Here is a 21,873-nt window from a genome sequence, read left to right as displayed (position 1 = left end):
GGGTTGAATCATGAAAATTAAACGTTTTTTTGCTAAAGATATGCGCACAGCACTTAAAGAAGTTAAAGATGAGTTAGGTGTTGATGCGGTTATTATGTCAAATAAGAAGCTGGCTAACGGTGTAGAAATTGTAGCGGCAGTTGATTATGACAAAGCAGCCCCTAAAGTAGCAGCGCAACCACAACGTACTGCAGAGCCGCGTGCTCAAGCACCACAGCAAAGTATGCATAATTTTGTAAAACCAGAGCCTCAGCGTGCCAAACCAGAGCCGCAGGCAAAAGTGGCTGACAGCCTACAGGCTTTGTTAGAGCGCCAATCACCGCGTCCTCGCTCCCCTGAACTTGCATCAATGTTTTCACAATCAGGTATTGATACTACAGATAACTATCAAGAACCAGTTATGGAACAGCGTACTAAAAATATGTTTGCTCCTGAAAATGCAGCGCCAGTTCGTCCACAAACTCAAGCGGATAGCTTAGGTTTTGATGATTTAGACAGCGACTTTGATGATTTAGATAGTCCAGTAACGGCTCGCCAACAAACACCCAATAATGAAAGCGAAGAAATGACAACAATGCGTGAAGAAATGAACGCAATTCGTCAATTACTTGAGCATCAAGTATCAGGCTTAATGCAGCAAGATATGGCGCGTCGCGATCCAACACGCGCTTGCATGGTTGACCGCTTAGTCGGTATGGGTATTGATAAAGAAGTAGCGCAACAAATGGCATGTTTTGTACCTGATGATGTATCTCGTAAGCAAGGCTGGAAAGCGTTGTTAACGATGGTCGAAGATCAAATGCAAACAACCAATAATGAAATACTTCGCCAAGGTGGTGTATATGCGTTAGTGGGTCCAACAGGTGTTGGTAAAACAACAACAGTTGCTAAGCTTGCAGCTTTAGGCGCACAAAAATATGGCGCTGATAAAGTGGCCTTAATAACCACTGATACATACAGAATTGGTGCTTATGAACAGCTTGCTACTTACGGCCGTATTATTGGTTGTGGTGTAAAGCAAGTTAAAGATGCTAATGAATTAGCTGAAGTTTTATATCATTTACGAAATAAACGTCTAGTATTAATTGATACAGCAGGTATGAGTCAGCGAGATTTACGTTTAACTGAGCAGTTAAACACGTTAATGCGTAACCAACGTGTGGATATTCGCAGCTACTTAGTACTAAGCGCGACGGCACAAATTAATGTATTACAAGAAACAGTACGTCACTTTAAAAAAGTACAGTTAAGTGGTTGTATTTTCACTAAGTTAGATGAATCATTAAGTTTGGGTGAGATTATTAGTATTGCGATTCAAAATCGCCTTCCAATAGGGTATCTTACTAACGGTCAACGAGTGCCAGAAGATATTCGTGTTGCAAATGCTGAAAAACTAGTGAAAAAGGCTGAGCAGTTATATTTAAAAAGAACAAAAGCACAACATTCAAGGCACCAAGCAGTGGCGCCAAGTACAGTAGGGATGTATGATTAACACAGTATTAGATCAAGCAAGCGGCCTGCGCAAAATGAGTCAAAACAATAACAACGGCGTAAAAGTTATCGCTGTAACCGGTGGTAAAGGTGGCGTGGGGAAAACAAATGTTTCTCTAAATACCGCTATTGCACTAGGGCAACAAGGTAATAGAGTATTAGTGCTGGATGCTGACCTAGGTTTAGCAAACTGTGATGTGATGCTTGGTTTACGTGTAGAGCGCAATTTATCACACGTTTTGTCAGGTGAATGTGAGCTTGACGAGATTTTAGTTGAAGGGCCTGCTGGTATTAAAATTGTACCTGCTACATCGGGCTCGCAAAGTATGGTTGAATTATCGCCATCTGAGCATGCCGGGCTAATTCGTGCATTTAGCGAATTGAATACCGAATTTGATATTTTAATTGTAGATACAGCCGCTGGTATTTCAGACATGGTGCTAAGCTTCTCACGAGCAGCACAAGATGTAATGGTTGTAGTGTGCGATGAACCAACATCAATAACCGATGCTTACGCACTTATTAAAGTATTAAGCCGCGAGCACGGTGTTTATAAGTTCAAAATTGTTGCCAATATGGTCCGCAGTATGCGTGAAGGCACTGAATTGTTTGCAAAACTATCTAAAGTTACCGATCGCTTTTTAGATGTTTCAATGGAGCTAGTAGCAACGGTTCCTTATGACGAAAATATGCGCAAAGCAACACGTCGCCAAAAGGTGATTGTTGAGCTCTTTCCAAGTTCGCCAGCCGCTCTCGCGTTTAAAGCGCTGGCGACAAAAGCAGTTAAATGGCCAATACCAAATCAACCATCTGGGCATTTAGAGTTTTTCATTGAGAAACTAGTAAACGGCTAATTATGACAACATTGGTGAATAGAGCTATGGGATATCAATCAACACAAAACTTAAATGTGATTGTTGAGAAACATGCATCACTTGTTAAAAAAGTGGCATGTCATCTAATTGCTCGATTACCACCTAGCGTTCAGCTTGATGATTTAATTCAATCAGGAATGATAGGTTTAATAGAAGCTTCAAAAAACTTTGATGCAACAAAAGGCGCAAGCTTTGAAACCTTCGCCGGTATTCGTATTCGCGGGGCTATGCTTGATGAAATGCGCCGTGGTGATTGGGCTCCTCGTTCAGTACACCGTAAAAGCCGACAAGTTGCAGAAGCAATTACTGGGCTCGAAAGCAGTCTGAATCGCGAACCAACAGATACAGAAGTTGCTGAAAAACTTGAAATTTCACTCAATGAGTACCATCATATTTTAAATGATGTTAATACCAGTAAAGTATTAGGTATAGAAGACCTTGGTGTAGATGAGGATGTTATTACTCCCGTAGGCCAAGATTTAGCGCTAGACAAACCTTTTAATAATGTTAAAAATGATCGGTTTAATGAGTCTTTGCTAAATGCAATAAAGTCATTACCAGAGCGTGATGCAATGGTACTTTCTTTATACTATAACGATGAAATGAATTTAAAAGAAATAGGACATATACTCGATGTAAGTGAATCGCGTGTAAGTCAGATACATGGTCAGGCGATGATTAAGCTTAAAGCTAAAATCAATGACTGGATAAACTAGTAGTAAGTAAACTAAGGTTAATACCTCACTGGGGGATGTTTTGGATAAAAACATGAAAATTCTTGTAGTTGATGATTTTTCAACGATGAGACGAATTATAAAAAACCTATTACGTGACTTAGGTTTCACTAACGTTCAAGAAGCTGATGACGGGTCTACAGCTCTGCCTATGTTACAAAATCAAGTATTTGATTTTGTGGTTACAGATTGGAATATGCCGGGAATGCAAGGTATTGACCTTCTAAGAGCAATTCGTGCAGATGATAAGTTAAAACATATCCCTGTATTGATGGTAACGGCAGAAGCTAAAAAAGAACAAATAATTGCTGCAGCGCAAGCTGGCGTTAATGGTTATATTGTTAAGCCATTTACGGCTGGAACATTAAAAACTAAATTAGAAAAAGTATTTGAACGCTTAGGCTAATGATGGGGGAGAGGCTTATGTCAGCACCAGCTGCGCCTCAAATAACGTTAGAACAAGCTCGTCAACTCGTCATTTATTTAGAAAACGATGAGCAAGATAAAGCTAATCAGTTGATTTTAGAGACAGCTTCGCAAGAGCAGTCTAAATTATTTGCTGAAGTTGGGAAGTTGACTCGTCAACTGCACGAAGCACTTAAAAGCTTTGAGCTTGATACTCGCTTAACTAACATAACGACAGATGCGATTCCAGATGCTAAAAAGCGGCTTAATTATGTTATAGAAATGACAGAAAATGCGGCTAATAAAACAATGGATGCTGTTGAGGCTAGTTTACCTATAGCTCAGCAACTTGCAGATGAAATATCTCATATCAAACCGACATGGGATCGTTTAATGAGCCGGGAGATTGAGCTTGGTGAGTTTAAACAACTTTGCCATAGTATCGATAAGTTTATGAATAACTCTCATCATAAAACGGATGAGCTTCAAAGCTTAATGACAAATGTACTAATGGCTCAAGACTATCAAGACTTAACAGGTCAAGTTATTCGCCGTGTTATAGAACTTGTTAGAGAAGTAGAAGAAAGCTTACTTCATCTTTTAACAGCGTTTGCTGAACAAGATGACAGTGACAACACAGCGAATAAAGTAGAACAACAAAAAATAAAAGAACCAGTTGCCACACAAACTTTAGCAGGTCCTGAAGGCCCTATTATTGATAAAGAATCGCGTAATGATGTTGTATCTGATCAAGATGAAGTCGATGATCTTTTATCAAGTTTGGGCTTCTAAGAGGAGAGTAACTGCATGTTTGAAGTCGATGAAGATATTTTACAAGACTTTCTTGTAGAGGCAGGAGAAATCCTAGAGCTTTTATCTGAACAGTTAGTTGAACTGGAAAATAATCCAGAAGATACCGAGTTACTAAATGCCATATTTAGAGGCTTTCACACTGTAAAAGGTGGTGCAGGCTTTTTAGCTATGACAGAACTTGTTGATGCTTGCCACGGCGCTGAAAACGTATTTGATTTACTACGTCAAGGCGTGCGAACGGTCAATTCAGAGTTAATGGATGTTATTTTACAAGCGCTCGACACCATTAATGAAATGTTCGCGACTATCCAAAATAGGGATAAGCCAGAACCAGCAGATCCTGAGTTACTTCAAACCCTCCACATTTTGGGCCTACCTCCAACAGAAGCCGAGCTTAACGGAGTCGCTTCAGAAACTGACGTTGAACAACCTCTTGATGAAGTAGTTGATACGCCAATAGCTGATGAGGAAGATCCATTTGCATTTGATGAAATGTTTAGCGGAACTCCTTCGGTTAGTGATGCTGAAATAAACGAAATCACTGAAGATGAATTTGAAAACTTACTTGATGAACTACACGGTAAAGGACAAGGTCCTGCAGTTGAAAAGCCAGTAGCAAGTAGTAGTGATTTTAATGGTGATATTACTGATGATGAATTTGACAGCTTATTAGACGAGTTACATGGAGTTGGCAGTTTTGGTGAGGTTGCGAGTAAAGCACCTGAGCAAAGTAGTGTAGTTAAAGCACCTGTAGAACCAGCTAAACCAGCGTCAAATACTGCTAATTCATCAGATGATGAAATTAGTGATGATGAATTTGAAGCGCTTCTTGATGAACTTCATGGTAAAGGCACTGCACCTAAATCAATAGAAAGCACTCCAGCTGTGAAACAGCCCAATATCCCAGCTAAACCAGCTGCAAAAGCGAGTGTGCCTGTAAAAAAACCAGAACCTGTAAAAGCACCCGCTTCTAAACCGGTAGAAAAACCGGTTGCTAAAGCAGCGCCAGCAACGCCCAAAAAATCAGCGCCACCAGCAGCAGAGACGACAGTTCGCGTAGATACAAAACGACTTGACCAAATTATGAATATGGTTGGTGAGTTAGTACTTGTGCGAAATCGTTTGGTTAGTTTAGCGACCAATTCAGACAGTGAAGCAATGGGTAAAGCAATCTCTAACTTAGATGTAGTGACTGCTGATATTCAAGGCGCGGTTATGCAAACGCGAATGCAACCAATTAAAAAGGTATTTGGTCGTTTCCCTCGCGTAGTACGCGATTTAGCACGCAGCTTAAACAAAGACATTGACTTACAACTTGTAGGTGAAGAAACCGATTTAGATAAAAACTTAGTGGAAGCACTAGCCGATCCGCTTGTGCATTTAGTTCGAAACTCAGTTGACCACGGTATTGAAATGCCAGCTGTTCGTGAGGCTGCCGGTAAGCCTAGAACAGGTAATGTTACTTTATCAGCGTCTCAGGAAGGCGACCATATTTTGTTGACCATTAAAGATGATGGCGCTGGTATGGATGCTGAGAAACTGAAAAAAATAGCAATTAGTAAAGGCGTGCTCGATCACGATCAAGCGAGTCGACTTTCTGACACTGAAGCATACAACCTAATTTTTGCACCTGGCTTTTCTACAAAAGAAGAGATATCTGATATTTCAGGTCGTGGTGTTGGAATGGATGTGGTGAAAACTAAAATCACCCAATTAAACGGCTCTGTAAGTATTCAATCTGAGTTAGGTGTAGGTACTATTTTAGAGATAAAAGTACCACTTACCTTAGCCATATTACCGACCTTAATGGTAATTGTTGGCGCACAAACATTTGCGTTACCACTTGCAGGTGTTAGTGAAATATTCAACTTAGATTTAACGAAAACAAATGTGGTTGATGGGCAATTAACAATTATTGTGCGTAAAAAGGCAATACCGTTATTCTACCTCGAGCACTGGTTAGTTAAAGGCTCAGATCGTTCACAGCGAAAAGCAAAAGGCCATGTAGTTATTGTGCAAATTGGTACGCAGCAAATTGGTTTTGTTGTTGACTCATTAATTGGCCAAGAAGAAGTAGTGATTAAGCCGCTTGATGCGTTACTTCAAGGAACACCAGGTATGGCGGGTGCTACAATAACTTCGGATGGTGGCATTGCACTGATTTTAGACGTTCCAAACATGTTAAAACATTACGCAGGCTAATAATAAAGTAGGTATATATTTAATATATACCTACGCATAAATTTAATAAGAGAGCTAAATGGCCGTTAAAGTTTTAGTTGTTGATGATTCAAGCTTTTTTCGCCGCAGGGTAAGCGAAATTCTTGAGCAAGATAGCGACATACAAGTTATAGGCTTTGCTGTGAATGGCAGAGAAGCTGTTGAAAAAGCAGCTCAGCTACGTCCAGATATGATCACTATGGATGTCGAAATGCCTGTGCTTGATGGTATTAGCGCAGTTAAAGAGATAATGGCGAGTAATCCAACGCCTATCTTAATGTTTTCATCACTAACACGTGATGGCGCAACAGCAACGTTTGATGCGCTAGATGCTGGAGCAATGGATTTTTTACCGAAAAAATTTGAAGACATCGCTCGCAATAATGAAGACGCTATAAAGCTTTTACAAAATAAAGTGAAAGATATAGGGCGAAGACGTTTACCGCGAACGTTTAAGGCTGCAACACCACCTAAGCCAGTAATATCAACTAAACCGATAACAAGCTCACTTTCGCAAAGAACAAACACACTAACGCCTTCGATAAAACAACCCGATAGAAGCTTTCAAAGAGCAGCCCCTACAACATCGTCAGGTTCAAATATTGCCTCAATGCGAGCAAGTGGAAAGCAATACCAGCTTGTGGCTATTGGCACTTCTACAGGTGGCCCTGTTGCACTACAAACTATACTGACTCAATTGCCAGCTAATTTCCCTCACCCTATTTTACTTATTCAGCATATGCCTGCGGCTTTTACACCTGCTTTCGCAGCACGCTTAAATGGTCTGTGCCAAATAAAAGTGAAAGAAGCGCAACAAGGTGACCGCTTACAACCAGGAACGGCTTATCTAGCGCCTGGCGGACAGCAGATGATGGTAGAAGGGCGTGGTGCAAATAGAACACTGCGCGTATTTGAAGATCATAGCGAGAGAATAAGTTATAAACCGAGTGTAGATGTAACGTTTGCCAGTGCAGCAAAAACGTATCAAGGCGATGTGCTTGCTATTGTTTTAACAGGCATGGGCGCTGATGGACGTGACGGTGCAAGAATGTTAAAGCAAACGGGTGCAACTATTTGGGCACAGGATGAGAAAAGCTGTGTTGTTTATGGAATGCCTCAAGCCATTGCTAATGCGGGGCTTTCGAGTGAAAGCTTAGCATTAAGCGATGTTGCAGCACGTATCAAGAGAGAGGTAGGTTGTGGATAAACTCTCAATATTTGGACTATTTGTAGCACTGGGTGCAATAGGTCTAGGTTACTCTTTAGAAGGCGGCGTTGTTTCTGCTTTATTTAATGGTCCTGCCCTTATTATTGTATTAGGCGGCACGCTTGGCGCTGTTATGTTACAAACATCAGCAAGTACCTTTAAAAAAATGCTAAATATGAGCTCTTGGGTTTTTGTTGCGCCACAATATGATATTGAAGATGCAATAGAGCAAGTTAAGCGATGGTCTCATAAGGCACGTCAAGAAGGTTACTTAGCGCTTGAAAACGAAGCGCTAGCTCACCCAGATGCATATGCAGCAAAAGGTTTAAGCTTGCTTGTAGATGGCTGCTCAGAGCAAAAAATACGTGACACGCTTGAAATTGATTTACTGCTAGAACGCGATCGTTTACTTGAAGCTGCGCGTGTTTATGAAGCGATGGGGGGCTACAGTCCTACCATTGGTATTTTAGGTGCTGTGCTTGGTTTAATACAGGCAATGTCGTTTATTACCGATCCACAAATGCTTGGTGCAGGCGTTGCAACGGCATTTATCGCGACCATTTATGGTGTTGGTTTAGCTAATTTATTGTTTTTACCTATGGCAAATAAGTTAAAACAGCGTGTAGAGCAAAAAATGCTTTACCATGAAATGCTTGCCGAAGGTGTGATTGCAATAAGCGTTGGCGAAAGCCCAGTAAATATAGAATTAAAGCTTGAAGCCTACCGTGTAGAGCGTCCTAATTTAGTGGACGAATAACATGCTACGCCGACGACTTCGTCACTCTGCTCCAAAAAATCAACATACAGAGCGTTGGCTTGTATCGTATGCCGATTACATGACCATTATGTTTGCTTTTTTTGTGGTGCTGTATGCGATAGCGATCAACAAAGAAGAACAATTTCAAATATTGTCAGACTCCCTTGAACACGTTTTTGATAAATCTGCCCGCCAGCACTCCCAGCAAGGTGAGGGCGTCAATGGTAATGGAATATTGACTGATAGAGTGACACCTGAACAAGAAGTTCTTTATGGTGAAAGTATTTTAAAAGAAGAACAAGGTCCAGAGTTACTCGATGGTCAAAGTGATACAAGTAACATACAACAGAAATATTTAGGTAAACCACTTGATAGCTTACTTACTAAACTGCAGTCAGCGCTCATTGATGAAATTCGTGATGGAGAAGCCAGTTTAGAGCTTAATCAAGATTGGCTGATTATAGAGCTAAGCTCAGGTATGTTATTTTCAAGTGGTAGCTCAGTTGCACACTCTAGGGCAAAGCAAGTCGTCAAAATTGTTAAAGATATTATTGCTCCAGTAGATAACTATATTAGGGTGCGTGGCTATACTGATGATGAAAGTATTCGCAATGAAATATTTCGCTCAAATTGGGAACTCTCGGTTGCTAGAGCAACATCTATTTTAGTAGAGTTGGAAGCATTAGGTATTAATTCTGCCAGAATGGCGATAGAAGGTTATGGTCAATATTCACCTTTTGTAAGTAACGATACAGAACAAGGGCGAGCAGAAAATCGTAAAGTTGTTATTGCACTTTCTAAGTATGGTTTACCGCCAATACAAGACATTAAAGGTGATGAACAGGCCGTCAAGCCAGTAGTGGCAGAGCCTGAAATTGAGCTCCCTTCAGATGACGATACAATAAAAATAATTCGTTTGCCTCATGGTGGTATTCGCATAACAACGCGCAATGAACAGTAATTAGGATGTAATGTGAAGATTTGGACTGTCGCAAATCAAAAAGGTGGTGTTGGTAAAACAACAACAGCAGTGAGCCTTGCTGGTATTTTAGCTTTGCAGGGTAAGCGTGTGTTGCTTATTGATACAGACCCTCATGCATCACTCACTTATTACTTTGGCATTGACTCAGAAGATTTGGAAGTCAGCGTATATGATATTTTTGCGCGTGGCACGAGCATGCAAAGTGAAGAGATACTTCAAGCTTTATGCCCATCAACACTTGAAAACCTAGATATTTTACCCGCAACAATGGCGATAGCCACGCTTGATAGAAGCATGGGTAATAAAACAGGTATGGGATTAATACTAAAAAAAGCGCTTGCAAAAATCAGTGAACATTACGATTATGCCATTTTAGATTGCCCCCCAGTTTTAGGAGTGTTAATGGTTAATGCGCTTGCAGCAAGTGAGCGAATTTTAGTGCCAGTGCAAACGGAATTTTTAGCACTGAAAGGGCTTGATAGAATGATGCGCACTATGGAATTAATGCAAACCTCTCAAGCGAAAGATTATCAATATACTATAATCCCTACTATGTATGATAAACGTACTAAAGCATCGTTAGAAGCATATAAAACACTGCAAAGTACGTATGGTGATAAAGTCTGGCCAGGTGTGATACCGGTAGATACTAAATTTAGAGATGCAAGCTTTGCGCAAAAAGTGCCTGTAGAGTATTGTCCTCGTTCGCGTGGTGTATACGCATATAAAGCACTGCTAGAATATTTAATTGAACAAGGTTAATGAATGAGTAAGCAATTATTTGCTAATGAAAAAGTAATGAAACAATACCTAGGGGCTTTGTTATGTGAAGACGAGCCTGTAGATAACCTTGAGCCAGTCGCAAAATTACTTGAGCAAATGCCACACGACTCGCAGCAAGAACATATTCATTTAAAACCAAAAGAACAGATAAAAGCGGCAGAAAAAATATTTGATCAAGACTTACTTAATTCTGAAATTAAGCCAATAGTTGAACCTATTTTTGAAGCCGAAAAAGTTAATAAAGCCATTGACGATGAAGTAATAGAGCCGATAAGTACGATTACAGAAGAACCAGAACCACAGATTATAACCACTAGCCAATCTGACTATTTTGATGGTGAATTTCAGGCATTATTTTTTGAAGTTGCTGGTTTAACATTGGCTGTGCCATTAAAAGCATTAGGCGGTATACATCAACTAGGTGAAGTAAATCATTTATTTGGTAAGCCAAAGTGGTTTAAAGGCGTTATGCTCAACAGAGAAGAAAAGCTTAATGTTGTTGATACTGCTCGTTGGGTAATGCCAGAAAAGTATGATGATAAATTAGAGGCGTCTTTAGATTATCAGTATTTAATTACCTTAGGTGATAGCCAGTGGGGCTTATTAGCTGAAAAGTTGATAAATAACATTACATTGAGTAAAGAAGATGTAAAATGGCGTACAAATAAAAGTAAGCGCCCATGGCTTGCTGGTGTTATAAAAGAAAAAATGTGTGCTTTAATAGATGTAGATAATTTAAATATATTATTAGAGAAAGGCTTAGATAGCCGTCAGTAGTAATGACCATTACGGGGTAATAGCATGAATCAAGATAAATTACTGTCAGCAAATAAAAACGCAGATAATAATGATGAAATTTTACAGTGGGTTACGTTTAAGCTAGAGGAAGAAACCTACGGCGTAAATGTAATGCAAGTACAAGAAATACTTCGTTATACAGAGATAGCCCCTGTACCAGGTGCACCTTCTTACGTTATTGGTATTATTAACTTACGCGGTAACGTTGTAACTGTTATTGATACTCGTGCACGTTTTGGTTTGTTAGCTGCTGATGCAACCGATAATTCTCGTATATTAATTATTGAAGCTGAAGAGCAAGTTATCGGCATTTTAGCCGACAGCGTATCTGAAGTCGTTTATTTACGCAGCTCTGAGATCGATAGTGCACCAAATGTTGGTACTGAAGAAAGTGCTAAGTTTATTCAAGGCGTTTGTAATCGTGATAATGAGCTACTGATTTTAGTCGATTTAAACAAGTTACTCAGCGATGATGAATGGGATGAGTTAAGCGATATATAAGCTTTACCAAATAAATTATGCTGTTACTTAGTATAGCTATATCAGCGTTAGCGGTAGGACTTATATCGCTTGCGCTAATAATTGCATTAAAAAACAAACAAGTGAATGAAGTTAATGCTGTATTACAGCAGCTTAAAGATAGCTCAGAGCAAACTCATATTTTGCGAAGTGAAATTTCAGAGCTTAGAACAGGGCTTTTAAGTATTGGTAAGCGAGTGCTTGAGGTTGAGCAACAAAATCAAGATTTAATACAACAACAAGCTGCGCAAAAATACGATGACCCTGATGCTAAAATTTACTCTCGTGCAGTAAAAATGGTTGAGTTAGGTGCGGACCTCGATGAGGTGATACGCGAATGCGAATTACCGCGAGCAGAAGCCGAATTACTATTTTCACTACATAAAAAAAAAGGCGCTTAGCGCCTTTTTAGTTATAAGCGTGTAAATAATCTCACGCTTTAATATTTAACTTACCTTGAAAGTCTTGCCAGCCTGGCGGAAATTGACCTCTTAATACATACGAAAACGCAATAAGCTCTGCAATTACATAATAAAGCTCTTTAGGGATTTCTTCCCCTAAGCTTAAATGCGACAACGTTTTAGCAAGCGCTGCATCTTCGTGGATCATAATTCCTTTTAATTTTGCCGCTGCAATTATTTCGTCAGCTAACTCACCAAACCCTTTTACGCTTACAGTGGGGGTGTTGCCAGCTTCGTATAAAAGCCCAATGGCTGACTTATTAATAGGTGTATCACTCATTACTAAACCTTAATATTAATAATTGCATGAGATTTATAAAATGCCTGATTATTTGCATCGCCTCGCTTTAAGTTGAGCTCTCCAACCTGTAAACCATGCTTAGCTAGTTTGGATCTTAAATTATCTAAGTGAGGGTGAGCAATTGCGCTTACTTCTTGGCTTGAGGCTAATAGCTGGCAATCGAGTGCTTTATCCATTAACTCAGCGGTAATCTGTAATTGCCCAATCTGTGCATAATCAAAGTTTAGCCTGACAAACCATACATTTTTATCTTCTAATTTATCTGCGCTTGGCTTTTTATATTGCCCCAATGTTATTTCTGTTTGGGCGGCCTCAGGCGGCAATTTCATTGGTAATAAAAATTGTGCAAGCGGGTTTGTGTCTGGTTGTTGACTTGGTGTTGAAACACTTACTTGGGTAAGTGTGTTTTTAACTTGTACGATTTCGCTAGCCAATGCTTGAACTTGAGCTTGCTGCAGTTGCTCAAGTATTTTTGCTCCCGCGTTTCCTGTTTTAAAAGTAGGTATGAGTACTTGTAAAAGTGCATCTAAGCCAGTTTGGTTATTAAAGCTTATCGGTGTTACTGATTGGCTAATTATAGGGGCTGCTAAAATACTCACTGCAACTTGTTCAAGTCCTTTAGTGAAGCTACTTTGTAGTGTATCACCCGTTAATTGAGATGGTTGTAAGGTGGCTAATACTTCACGCTGTATGGTCGCAGGGTTAACATTATTACTTGAGACCATGCGATTAAATGCTTGGTTAATTAAGCGAGTTAAATCGGGCGTGTCTTTTGTTGCTCTATTTGTAATGTCAGTAATTTGACTACTTAAAAGCTGTTTGTTACCAGCTAATCTATCCGTAGGGATTGTGGTATCAGGAAGCTTTAATAATGTGCTTAATAGCTTTGCTTCTATTGGTTGTAGCATTTGACTACGAGAGGCAATATTAGATAACGGCTCTGCTAATGGGAGAATGTTTTTAATCGTGGCTGAGTTTGCACTGTTTTGATTGTTGCCGTTTATTACTGGTTGCACTGAAGAGGTTATTTGCCCTTTAGTAACAATTTCACTTGTAGGCTTAATTAACGTATCAACTTTACTGTTAGTACTAATATTCAGAGCACTCAATTGACTCGCGTTTAAATTACTTGGCTTAGCGCTCGCCACTCCATTTTGAGTAATATTATTTGGCGTTGGCGTGTTAGCTGTTGTTATATTTGTAGATGATTGCCAAACACTAACACTTCCTTTTATTTGCTGAGTTAATTGTACAAGTGGCGGAAGTCTTGAAAAGTGCTCTGGTAAAGTATTGCTCGTATTACTATTTAACGCAGTACTTACATTTTGGGTAATATTCACTCTATTCAACGGTGATACTGTTAATTGCATAACTAAGCTCGGCCTTTGTATCGCAGATGATGCAGACAGCGGCATTAACTCAGATTTATTTGCTGCTGCAAAGGGCTTACTTTCAAAATATTTAACTGCATCATTAATTCGCGTTTTTAAATCACTAAAGCTATTTTGTAGCCACGATTTTATTGGGCTATTAGGTGTAAGCAGTGGGCTTGCTTTAATAGTGGACGCAGAAAAAGGTATTTCAGGGACACTGCTTTTTTGAGCTAAAAGTAACTCGTTAAACGGTTTAGAAAATGAGTTATTAAGCGTCACTTTTATATTATTAGTATCGGTTTTAATAAGTAATTTATCAGCCTGATTTATTAAATTTACCTTAATGGGGGTATTGGGTAGTTCACTAACTTGTTGATTAGTAATAGGCGTTGTAAACGAACCTGACTTTTGAGGATGGGTCAAAATAGCTAGTTTAGGTGTTGCTTGAAGTTGCGCACTAGGTAATAAGGCCACGAGTAATTTAGTAAGTTTAGTTTGGCTAAGTGGTTGCGTATGAATTGTATCTGCAAAGCGATTAATAACATTAAGCTGTGCGCCTTTGTTAGTAGTACTAACAACTACTTTTAAAGGCTGCTCGGTTAAAAGTAACTGCGCTACGTCTTTATTTATGGCAATACTGGCGTTAAGTTTATCAATTACTAATTTTGGGGTAGGGGACATAACCACTTGTAAATCCATTGGTTGGCTTTGTACCTCAGTGCCCGTGCTTACATAATTTAATAAACGCTGTAATTGTACTGGTTGATTTAAAGTAAGGGTTGTAGTGTTTGGCGTGATGTTGAGCTGTTTGCCATCGGGATTAAGTTGTATGTTAGCACTGGCTATTTTTTGTAAATTTTGAGGTGCGCTTGTAGTGCCAAGTCTTAATGTCTGCCAATGTTTATCAATAAATACATCAAGCGTAATCGAGTCTTTCGAAAATTGAATGTTTTTAGCCGCAAGTACCTCATTAGGTAATTGCGATAACTCATTGGTTTGAGGGTTCGTCGATTGATTGATAACCAATGAATTAGATAATGTTATTTGCGTTGGCGTATTCATTATTTTAAATCAAGTTTTCTCTATTTTAAGTGAATCGATTTTAAAGCAATATTCGTATTACCCTATCATTATGGTAGACTAACGCCTAATTTTTGGCAGAGAGAATCGTCATCTTGTTACACATTAAGTCCGTCACCTGCATCAAGCAAGATCGTTGTTTGTTTGCGGATCTTAATTTTAGCCTTAATAGCGGTCAAATCATGCAATTAGCGGGCCCTAATGGGGCTGGTAAAACATCGCTATTGCGTATTATCGCAGGCTTTTCTGTGCCTGATGAAGGAGCTGTTTTATTTCAAGAACAGCCTATATCTAAGTATTACGAAGAGTATGCCAGAGAACTACTCTTTATAGGCCACAAAACAGGTGTAAATACTCAGCTTAGTGCCGTTGAAAATGTTCGTCATTGGTTACAAATTAATGGCTACATAAACCAGCCTGACTTGTATCCCATTTTAGCGCAACTTGGCCTTGTTGGACTTGAAGATGTACCGGTTAGAATGTTATCTGCTGGACAACAAAGACGTGTAGCTTTGGTTAGGCTTTGGTTAAGTGATTCTAAATTATGGGTACTTGATGAGCCATTTACCGCGCTTGATAAAAGCGGTGTTGCTTTTTTGCAGCACCGATTTACTGAACACTTACAAAGCGGTGGTGCTATTTTATTAACGACTCACCAAGACTTAACGACCCATTTTAGTAACTTGCAAACGGTTACACTGGAGTATCGTCACTAATGACTCGTCAACATTCTTATTGGTTGCTATTTAGTGCGGTATTTACCAAAGATGTAAAACTTGCGTTTCGCCAGCGCGCTGAAATTGTAAATCCTATTTTGTTCTTCTTAATTGTAATTTCATTATTTCCGTTAGCAATCGGGCCTGAGCCTGGTTTACTAGCGAGAATGGCACCGGGAATTATTTGGGTTGCCGCATTACTTTCTACCATGCTGGGCTTGGATAAACTGTTTAGAGATGATTTTAATGATGGCTCATTGGAGCAGTTAATTGCATCGTCTTACCCGTTATCGTTAACCGTACTTGCTAAAGTGGCTGCTCACTGGGTGGTAACAGGTTTACCGCTTGTATTAATGACGCCGCTATTTGCATTGTTGTTAAACCTAGAAAGTACGGCGTTAACAGCGACTGTTTTAACATTATTATTAGGCACTCCACTATTGAGCTTTATTGGCGCAATAGGCGCAGGGCTTACTGTAGGATTACAAAAAGGGGGTATTTTGATGAGTTTACTCGTACTGCCTTTGTATATTCCTGTTTTGATTTTTGCAACGTCGGCTATCGATACCAGCTCTATGTCGCTGGATTATAGTGGGCAGCTTGCCATCCTTGGTGCAATGTTACTTATTGCTATTATTAGCGCACCAATTGCCATATCGTCAGCTTTAAAAGTGAGTGTAAGTTAATGTGGAAGTGGTTACATCCCTATGCTAAAGCAGAGCGTGCATACCAGTTATGCAATACGTTACTGCCTTATTTTGCCGTAGTTACTGTAGTTAGTATGATTGTTGGATGGGTATGGGGGCTTGGTTTTGCACCTGCCGATTACCAACAAAAAGACAGCTACCGTATCATTTTTATTCATGTTCCTTCCGCCATTTTATCTATGGGCGCTTACTCATCAATGGCTATTGCAGCTGTTGTTGCACTTGTATGGCAACTACGAAATGCCGAACTTGCCGTTATTGCTATAGCGCCTGTTGGTGCTTGTATTACAGCTATAGCGCTTATTACTGGCGCTGCATGGGGTAAACCTATGTGGGGTGCTTGGTGGGTATGGGATGCGCGTTTAACGTCGGAACTTATTTTATTATTTTTATATCTTGGCGTGCTTTCGCTTTATCATGCATTTGAAGATAAGAAGTCAGCAGGGCGTGCGGCTTCTATTTTAGCTATTGTGGGCGTAATCAACTTACCTATTATTCATTACTCAGTTGAGTGGTGGAATACGCTACACCAAGGCGCAAGCATTACAAAACTAGACACCAAAGCAATAGACCCAAGTATGTTTTGGCCACTTATGGTTAATATTTTAGCCTTTGCTGCTTTTGTAGGAACAGTAACTTTAATTCGTCTTAAAAATGAAATTTTGCAACGCGAAAAGCACCGACCGTGGGTGCGTTTGTTGTTAAATAAGGGGTAATTATGCAGTTTGACTCTTTTTCTGATTTTATTGCAATGGGAGGCTATGGGTTCTATATCTGGCTTTCTTTTGGTACATGCGCTCTTATTTTACTTGGTATTTTAGTGAACTCTTTAAGAGATACTAAACGTATTATGGCTTCAGTTGAGCAACAAATAATACGTGAAGCGCGAATTAAAAAAGCTAAACAGGAACAAGCCTCATGAATCCAAGACGTAAAAAGCGCCTATTGGTAATTATTGCCGTACTGTTTGGTATTGGTGGATCAATTGGTTTAGTGCTTTATGCACTTCAAGAAAATATTAATCTTTTTTATACGCCAAGCGAACTTATTGATGGCAAAGGGCCTAATAAAGAAAAACCATTCATTGGCCAAAAGCTACGTATTGGTGGCATGGTTGTACCAGGCACGGTTGAGCGTAATGAACAGAGCTTACAAGTAAGCTTTAAGCTAATTGATACAGGTCCATTAGTGACCGTGCGTTATCAAGGCATATTGCCAGACTTGTTTCGTGAGGGGCAAGGCATTGTAGCGCAGGGCGTATTAATCGAACCTAATGTTATTGAAGCATTTGAAGTACTTGCAAAGCATGACGAAGAATATATGCCAGCAGAGGTTGCAGAGGCAGTTAAAGGTATTAAGCACGAAAAACCAAAATACAACTTAGATAGTGGTAATTAGCTATGATCCCAGAAATTGGTTATTTTTCTTTAACGCTTGCCATGGTGCTAAGCGTTTTACTGTGTATTTTTCCTCTTTGGGGCGCGCATACCGGTAATCTTCGATTAATGCGTGCAGCTCCCTCTTTAGCAATTGGGCAATTCGCTTTTGTTTTAATCTCTTTTGCAGCACTTATTTACGCCAGTGTAACGGATGATTTTACCGTATCATATGTGGCATATCATTCAAGTAGTACACTGCCTTGGTATTACAAAATCACCTCTACATGGGGCGGCCATGAAGGCGCTATTTTACTGTGGTTAGTAATGCAAGCTGGTTGGACTGCCGTTGTCGCTGCGCGTTCTAAATCATTACCTTGGGTGCTACGTGCTCGCGTATTGGGCGTACTTGGTTTTTTAGGTGTAGGTTTTATGATGTACACCTTACTACTTTCAAGCCCGTTTGAGCGCCTACTCCCTTATTTCCCTGTTGAAGGGCGTGATTTAAATCCGTTACTTCAAGATCCGGGCATGATTATTCACCCGCCATTACTGTACATGGGTTATGTAGGGCTATCAGTTGCTTTCTCTTTTGCTATTGCTGCGTTGTTAACCGGTAAGCTTGATAACACATGGGCTAAGTGGTCACGTCCGTGGACAATGACTGCATGGGGCTTTTTAACTCTAGGAATCACAATTGGTAGCTGGTGGGCATATTCAGAGCTTGGCTGGGGCGGCTGGTGGTTTTGGGATCCAGTCGAAAACGCATCATTAATGCCATGGCTTGTAGCTACAGCATTACTACACTCATTAAGCGTAACCGAAAAACGTGGTGTATTTAAATCGTGGACCGTACTACTTGCTATCGCAGCATTTTCATTAAGCTTGTTAGGCACCTTTATTGTGCGCTCGGGTATTATTGTATCGGTGCATGCTTTTGCAACAGACCCTGATAGAGGCTTATTTATACTCGCCTTTTTAGGCATCGTTGTAGGTGGTGGCTTAGCGTTATATGCACTGCGTGTATCGCAAGTACATAGTGAAGGCCGATACAAGTTTGTATCACGCGAAGTGGCGTTATGGCTCAATAATATATTTTTAGTAGTTGCTACATTAATCGTATTGCTGGGTACGTTATTACCTATGGTTCATAAAGAAATGGGCTTGGGCAGTATTTCTATTGGCGAACCATTTTTTAATAAGATGTTTGCAATAATTTTAGTACCATTTGCTATTTTGATGGGTATAGGACCATTTTTACGCTGGAAGCAAAATAAATGGGCTTTCTTACAAAACAAAATATTAATGGGCGTATTAGCCAGTGTAGTGATTACCTGTGCTTGGTTGTTTTCAAGTTACGATTTAGTAAAACCACTTACGCTACTGGCCACTACGCTTGCGGTTTGGATTGCAATATCAACTGGGATCGACATTTACACTAAAGCCGCAGTGCATGGCACCTTAAAAGAAGGTTTAAAACGCTTAGGTGTAAGTTACTGGGCTATGGTGCTTGGGCATATTGGTATTTCGTTTGTTATTGTAGGTGTAACGCTTACATCGGCGTATTCAGTTGAGCGTGACGTATCGATGAAGCAAGGCGATACAGTTCAGCTTAACGAGTATGAATACCGTTTTGATGGTGTTAAAACTATTCGCGGGCCGAACTACAGTGGTCATGCGGGTGTTGTATCGGTGCTTAAAAACAATGAGCTAGTAACACGCTTACATGCCGAAAAACGTAAGTATGATATTGGTATGCAGTTTATGACCGAGGCGGCCATAGATGCAGGCTTTACACGTGATTTATACTTAGCGTTAGGTGAGCAGTTGAGCCAAGGTGCATGGTCACTTCGCATTTATCATAAACCGTTTGTTCGTTGGATGTGGATTGGTGGTGTGCTTATTTCCCTAGCTGGATTTATGATTTTATTTGATAAACGCTACCGCACATCAGCTAAAACAGCGCGTAGAGCTGCATCGGAGAATGTTTTATGAACCGTAAAATTTTAGCTATTGCGCCGCTTTTAGTATTTGCTTTTGTATGTGTATTTTTATACCAAGGCCTTTTTGCTAATCCTCGTGAAATTCAAACGGGTCGGTTAGGTCAAGAAATGCCAGCATTTAATCTACCTGATTTAATGCAAGATATTAAGCCGTGGACCAACGAGTCTTTAAAAGGCGAAGTTTACTTACTAAATGTATGGGGTACTTGGTGCCCAACATGTTTAGTTGAACTTGGTTATTTAACTAAGTTACGTGAGCAAGGCGTTAAAATTATTGGGCTTTATTACGTACAAGGTTACGATGCTGACTTTGATGGCCCTTTTGATATGCAATCACTTCGCAGTGAAGTGAGCGATATGCTGCAACGTGCGGGTGACCCATATCAATTTAATATCTTAGATTTACATCGTACTTTGTCGTTGGATTTAGGTGTTTCAGGTGCGCCTGAAACATTTTTAGTCGATAAAAACGGCACTATTTTATTGCATCACACGGGCGATATAAACCCGCGAGTATGGCGTGCTAAATTTGCGCCAATTATGCAGGAGCTTAAATAATGAAATGGTTACTACTTACGCTTAGCCTTTTTGTAAGCATCTGTGCGTTTGCAGAGCAAGATCGCTATCAATTTGATAACAACAAACAAGCAATATTGTTTGAAGAGCTAACTAAAGAGCTGCGCTGTCCTAAGTGTCAAAATCAAAACATTGCGGACTCTGACGCTGTGGTTGCTAAAGACTTGCGCGATAAAGTACTCGTATTGGTTAAAGAAGGTAAGAGCAAAGACGAAGTGATTGATTACATGATTGACCGCTTTGGCTATTTTGTTCATTACGACCCACCAGTTACACCAGCGACTTTAGTACTTTGGGTATTACCTGTATTAATTGTCATAGTCGGCTTTGGTTTTATTGTTATTCGCCAGCGAAAAGCATCAGTAAAACAAACGTGGAGCAGTGACGACGAAATGTTGTTAGCTAAGCTAATTGAACAAAATAAACGTCAGGAGCAAAGTTAAATGATTTTAATGTGGGCGTGTTTTGCTTTACTCACACTGGTTGCTCTTGGGTTTGTGATGTTGCCTTTTTTAAAAAAAGAGCGCGTTCAAACAATTACTCATAACGCCAATGCTGAGTTAATTAGCATTTATGAGCAGCGTTTAGTTGATTTACAAACCGATTTAGACAATCAGCGTATTGATACCGTAAATCATGCAGAATCAATTATTGAATTAAAACGCCGTTTATTGAATGAGTTATCACCAGAAAAATCACTAAACAGCAAAGGTAATAATCGTATTTTTGCTTTAACTGGTGGCGCATTTGTTCTTGCTCTAACAGGTGTTTTTTATGGTTTAACGGGTAGTCAGCAGCAAATTTCGGCTTGGCATGATGCAATGGATAATTTAGCTGATTACGGCGAGCGTGCTGTAATGCAAAAAGGTGAGCCGCTTAGCCAAAATGAGCTGCAGGCTTTTGCATTGGCACTTCGTACAAAGCTTAGCCGCTCAGGTGATGATGAAGTTGCTTGGATGCTACTTGGACGAGTTGCTATGTCGCTTAATGAATTTGACATGGCGCAGCAGTCATTTGATAAAGCACTTCGTATGAATCCTGATAATATGCAGGTACTTATTAGTTATAGCCAAGTTTTATTACTAGAAGGTAGCGAAGCTAATATGACTCGTGCGGCAGGTATGCTCTCAAAAGTACTAAAAGTTGAGCCTACCAATTTAGATGCAATTTCGTTATTAGCACTCATTGCTTATGAACGTAAAGATTGGCCTCAAGCCAAAGCTGCATTTGAAGTTTTACTTGCGAGTATGGAAAAAAATGATTCTCGTTATAGCATGATCTCTGAGCGTATCGCTGATATAGAGAAGCAAATGCAAACGGAAGGCTCTGTTATGCCAGTTACTACAACGGGTGCTATTGCAGTTACAGTCGACATTGCAAAAGAGCTTATAGATAAACAGCCAAAAGACGGTATCTTGTTTATATTTGCAAAAGCAGCAAGTGGTTCGCCAATGCCATTAGCTGCTGTTAAACTCGCTAATTATTCATTTCCAATTACAGTTGAGTTGAGTGATAGTAGTGCAATGGTTGCAGGGCTTAACTTATCTAGTGCAGAAAATATTATTATTTCGGCGCGTATTTCTATAGATGACTCGGTTATGCCAAGTTCTGGTGAGCTAGAAGGTCATTCAGAGTCGTTAAAGCGTGAAAGTGTAAGTGACTACCAACTTCAAATTGATACATTAATACCTTAAGG

24 protein-coding genes are annotated in these 21,873 nt (G+C 39.9%); 22 read left to right on the top strand and 2 right to left on the bottom strand.

What is annotated here, in order from left to right; all coding sequences use genetic code 11:
- The first annotated feature begins 10 nt into the window (after nt 1-10).
- From flhF to I6F66_RS00550, 13 genes are read left to right on the top strand one after another with little or no spacing between them, the layout of a single operon-like run.
- Complete coding sequence (flhF, locus tag I6F66_RS00610; RefSeq protein WP_007585808.1) at nt 11-1,492, top strand: flagellar biosynthesis protein FlhF; 1,482 nt, start codon at nt 11-13, stop codon at nt 1,490-1,492.
- Nucleotides 1,485-2,345, top strand: coding sequence for a MinD/ParA family protein (locus I6F66_RS00605; protein ID WP_007585809.1), 861 nt, complete (start codon nt 1,485-1,487; stop codon nt 2,343-2,345). Before flhF ends, I6F66_RS00605 begins: the two co-directional genes overlap by 8 nt.
- Nucleotides 2,346-2,371: 26 nt before the next feature.
- The gene (locus I6F66_RS00600) at nt 2,372-3,082 is read left to right on the top strand and encodes an RNA polymerase sigma factor FliA (RefSeq protein WP_007585810.1); all 711 of its coding nucleotides are present in this window, start codon (nt 2,372-2,374) and stop codon (nt 3,080-3,082) included.
- A gap of 40 nt (nt 3,083-3,122) precedes the next feature.
- Entirely contained in the window at nt 3,123-3,506 is a 384-nt protein-coding gene (gene cheY, locus I6F66_RS00595; protein WP_008132609.1) for a chemotaxis response regulator CheY, read from the top strand.
- Nucleotides 3,507-3,523: 17 nt separating this feature from the next.
- Entirely contained in the window at nt 3,524-4,297 is a 774-nt protein-coding gene (locus I6F66_RS00590; RefSeq protein ID WP_007585814.1) for a protein phosphatase CheZ, read from the top strand.
- 15 nt (nt 4,298-4,312) lie between these two features.
- Nucleotides 4,313-6,520 (top strand): chemotaxis protein CheA, encoded by a 2,208-nt coding sequence (locus I6F66_RS00585; protein ID WP_165721591.1) that lies wholly within the window; start codon nt 4,313-4,315, stop codon nt 6,518-6,520.
- A gap of 58 nt (nt 6,521-6,578) precedes the next feature.
- Complete coding sequence (locus I6F66_RS00580; protein WP_165721592.1) at nt 6,579-7,745, top strand: chemotaxis response regulator protein-glutamate methylesterase; 1,167 nt, start codon at nt 6,579-6,581, stop codon at nt 7,743-7,745.
- Nucleotides 7,738-8,502 carry a flagellar motor protein gene (locus I6F66_RS00575; protein ID WP_165739544.1) on the top strand — a complete coding sequence of 255 codons (765 nt, stop codon included), beginning with the start codon at nt 7,738-7,740 and terminating at the stop codon, nt 8,500-8,502. Before I6F66_RS00580 ends, I6F66_RS00575 begins: the two co-directional genes overlap by 8 nt.
- 1 nt (nt 8,503) lies before the next feature.
- Nucleotides 8,504-9,463 carry a flagellar motor protein MotB gene (locus tag I6F66_RS00570; RefSeq protein ID WP_165739541.1) on the top strand — a complete coding sequence of 320 codons (960 nt, stop codon included), beginning with the start codon at nt 8,504-8,506 and terminating at the stop codon, nt 9,461-9,463.
- A 12-nt stretch (nt 9,464-9,475) separates the two neighbouring features.
- A complete protein-coding gene (locus tag I6F66_RS00565; RefSeq protein WP_007585827.1) occupies nt 9,476-10,246 on the top strand; it encodes a ParA family protein in 771 nt (256 codons plus the stop codon).
- A gap of 3 nt (nt 10,247-10,249) precedes the next feature.
- The gene (locus I6F66_RS00560) at nt 10,250-11,044 is read left to right on the top strand and encodes a chemotaxis protein CheW (RefSeq protein ID WP_007585828.1); all 795 of its coding nucleotides are present in this window, start codon (nt 10,250-10,252) and stop codon (nt 11,042-11,044) included.
- A gap of 24 nt (nt 11,045-11,068) precedes the next feature.
- Nucleotides 11,069-11,566: a chemotaxis protein CheW gene (locus I6F66_RS00555; protein WP_002959294.1), complete on the top strand. Its 498-nt coding sequence runs from the start codon at nt 11,069-11,071 to the stop codon at nt 11,564-11,566.
- Nucleotides 11,567-11,583: 17 nt separating this feature from the next.
- Nucleotides 11,584-11,985: a DUF2802 domain-containing protein gene (locus tag I6F66_RS00550; protein WP_197208446.1), complete on the top strand. Its 402-nt coding sequence runs from the start codon at nt 11,584-11,586 to the stop codon at nt 11,983-11,985.
- Between the two features lie 31 nt (nt 11,986-12,016).
- On the opposite strand, the gene I6F66_RS00545 is transcribed toward I6F66_RS00550, so the two are convergent.
- Both I6F66_RS00545 and I6F66_RS00540 read right to left on the bottom strand, forming a co-directional pair.
- Complete coding sequence (locus I6F66_RS00545) at nt 12,017-12,325, bottom strand: EscU/YscU/HrcU family type III secretion system export apparatus switch protein (protein ID WP_024589934.1); 309 nt, start codon at nt 12,323-12,325, stop codon at nt 12,017-12,019.
- Nucleotides 12,326-12,327: 2 nt separating this feature from the next.
- A complete protein-coding gene (locus tag I6F66_RS00540) occupies nt 12,328-14,781 on the bottom strand; it encodes a flagellar hook-length control protein FliK (RefSeq protein WP_197208444.1) in 2,454 nt (817 codons plus the stop codon).
- A 113-nt stretch (nt 14,782-14,894) separates the two neighbouring features.
- Between I6F66_RS00540 and ccmA the strand changes: the two genes are divergently transcribed.
- The 9 genes from ccmA to ccmI are packed head-to-tail and all read left to right on the top strand — an operon-like array spanning nt 14,895 to nt 21,871.
- Nucleotides 14,895-15,515 (top strand): cytochrome c biogenesis heme-transporting ATPase CcmA, encoded by a 621-nt coding sequence (gene ccmA, locus I6F66_RS00535; protein ID WP_165728705.1) that lies wholly within the window; start codon nt 14,895-14,897, stop codon nt 15,513-15,515.
- Nucleotides 15,515-16,201, top strand: a complete 687-nt coding sequence (gene ccmB / locus I6F66_RS00530; RefSeq protein ID WP_024608159.1) for a heme exporter protein CcmB — start codon at nt 15,515-15,517, stop codon at nt 16,199-16,201. Before ccmA ends, ccmB begins: the two co-directional genes overlap by 1 nt.
- Nucleotides 16,201-16,938, top strand: coding sequence for a heme ABC transporter permease (locus I6F66_RS00525; protein ID WP_007585844.1), 738 nt, complete (start codon nt 16,201-16,203; stop codon nt 16,936-16,938). Before ccmB ends, I6F66_RS00525 begins: the two co-directional genes overlap by 1 nt.
- Nucleotides 16,939-16,940: 2 nt before the next feature.
- Nucleotides 16,941-17,144, top strand: a complete 204-nt coding sequence (ccmD, locus tag I6F66_RS00520; RefSeq protein ID WP_007585846.1) for a heme exporter protein CcmD — start codon at nt 16,941-16,943, stop codon at nt 17,142-17,144.
- On the top strand, nt 17,141-17,620 hold the full coding sequence (ccmE, locus tag I6F66_RS00515) for a cytochrome c maturation protein CcmE (RefSeq protein ID WP_007585848.1): 480 nt from the start codon (nt 17,141-17,143) through the stop codon (nt 17,618-17,620). The genes ccmD and ccmE overlap by 4 nt, the downstream gene beginning before the upstream one ends.
- Nucleotides 17,621-17,622: 2 nt before the next feature.
- Complete coding sequence (locus tag I6F66_RS00510; RefSeq protein ID WP_197175319.1) at nt 17,623-19,593, top strand: heme lyase CcmF/NrfE family subunit; 1,971 nt, start codon at nt 17,623-17,625, stop codon at nt 19,591-19,593.
- The gene (locus tag I6F66_RS00505; RefSeq protein ID WP_165728706.1) at nt 19,590-20,159 is read left to right on the top strand and encodes a redoxin family protein; all 570 of its coding nucleotides are present in this window, start codon (nt 19,590-19,592) and stop codon (nt 20,157-20,159) included. The genes I6F66_RS00510 and I6F66_RS00505 overlap by 4 nt, the downstream gene beginning before the upstream one ends.
- Nucleotides 20,159-20,620 carry a cytochrome c-type biogenesis protein gene (locus I6F66_RS00500; RefSeq protein ID WP_165739534.1) on the top strand — a complete coding sequence of 154 codons (462 nt, stop codon included), beginning with the start codon at nt 20,159-20,161 and terminating at the stop codon, nt 20,618-20,620. Before I6F66_RS00505 ends, I6F66_RS00500 begins: the two co-directional genes overlap by 1 nt.
- Nucleotides 20,621-21,871 carry a c-type cytochrome biogenesis protein CcmI gene (gene ccmI, locus I6F66_RS00495; RefSeq protein WP_197141425.1) on the top strand — a complete coding sequence of 417 codons (1,251 nt, stop codon included), beginning with the start codon at nt 20,621-20,623 and terminating at the stop codon, nt 21,869-21,871.
- The last annotated feature ends 2 nt before the right edge of the window (nt 21,872-21,873 follow it).

It is taken from the genome of Pseudoalteromonas sp. NZS100_1, assembly GCF_015864285.1.
Taxonomy (GTDB): Bacteria; Pseudomonadota; Gammaproteobacteria; order Enterobacterales; family Alteromonadaceae; genus Pseudoalteromonas; species Pseudoalteromonas arctica.
Note: the sequence above shows the minus strand (reverse complement) of the source record. Positions and strands in the feature narration are given on the sequence as shown.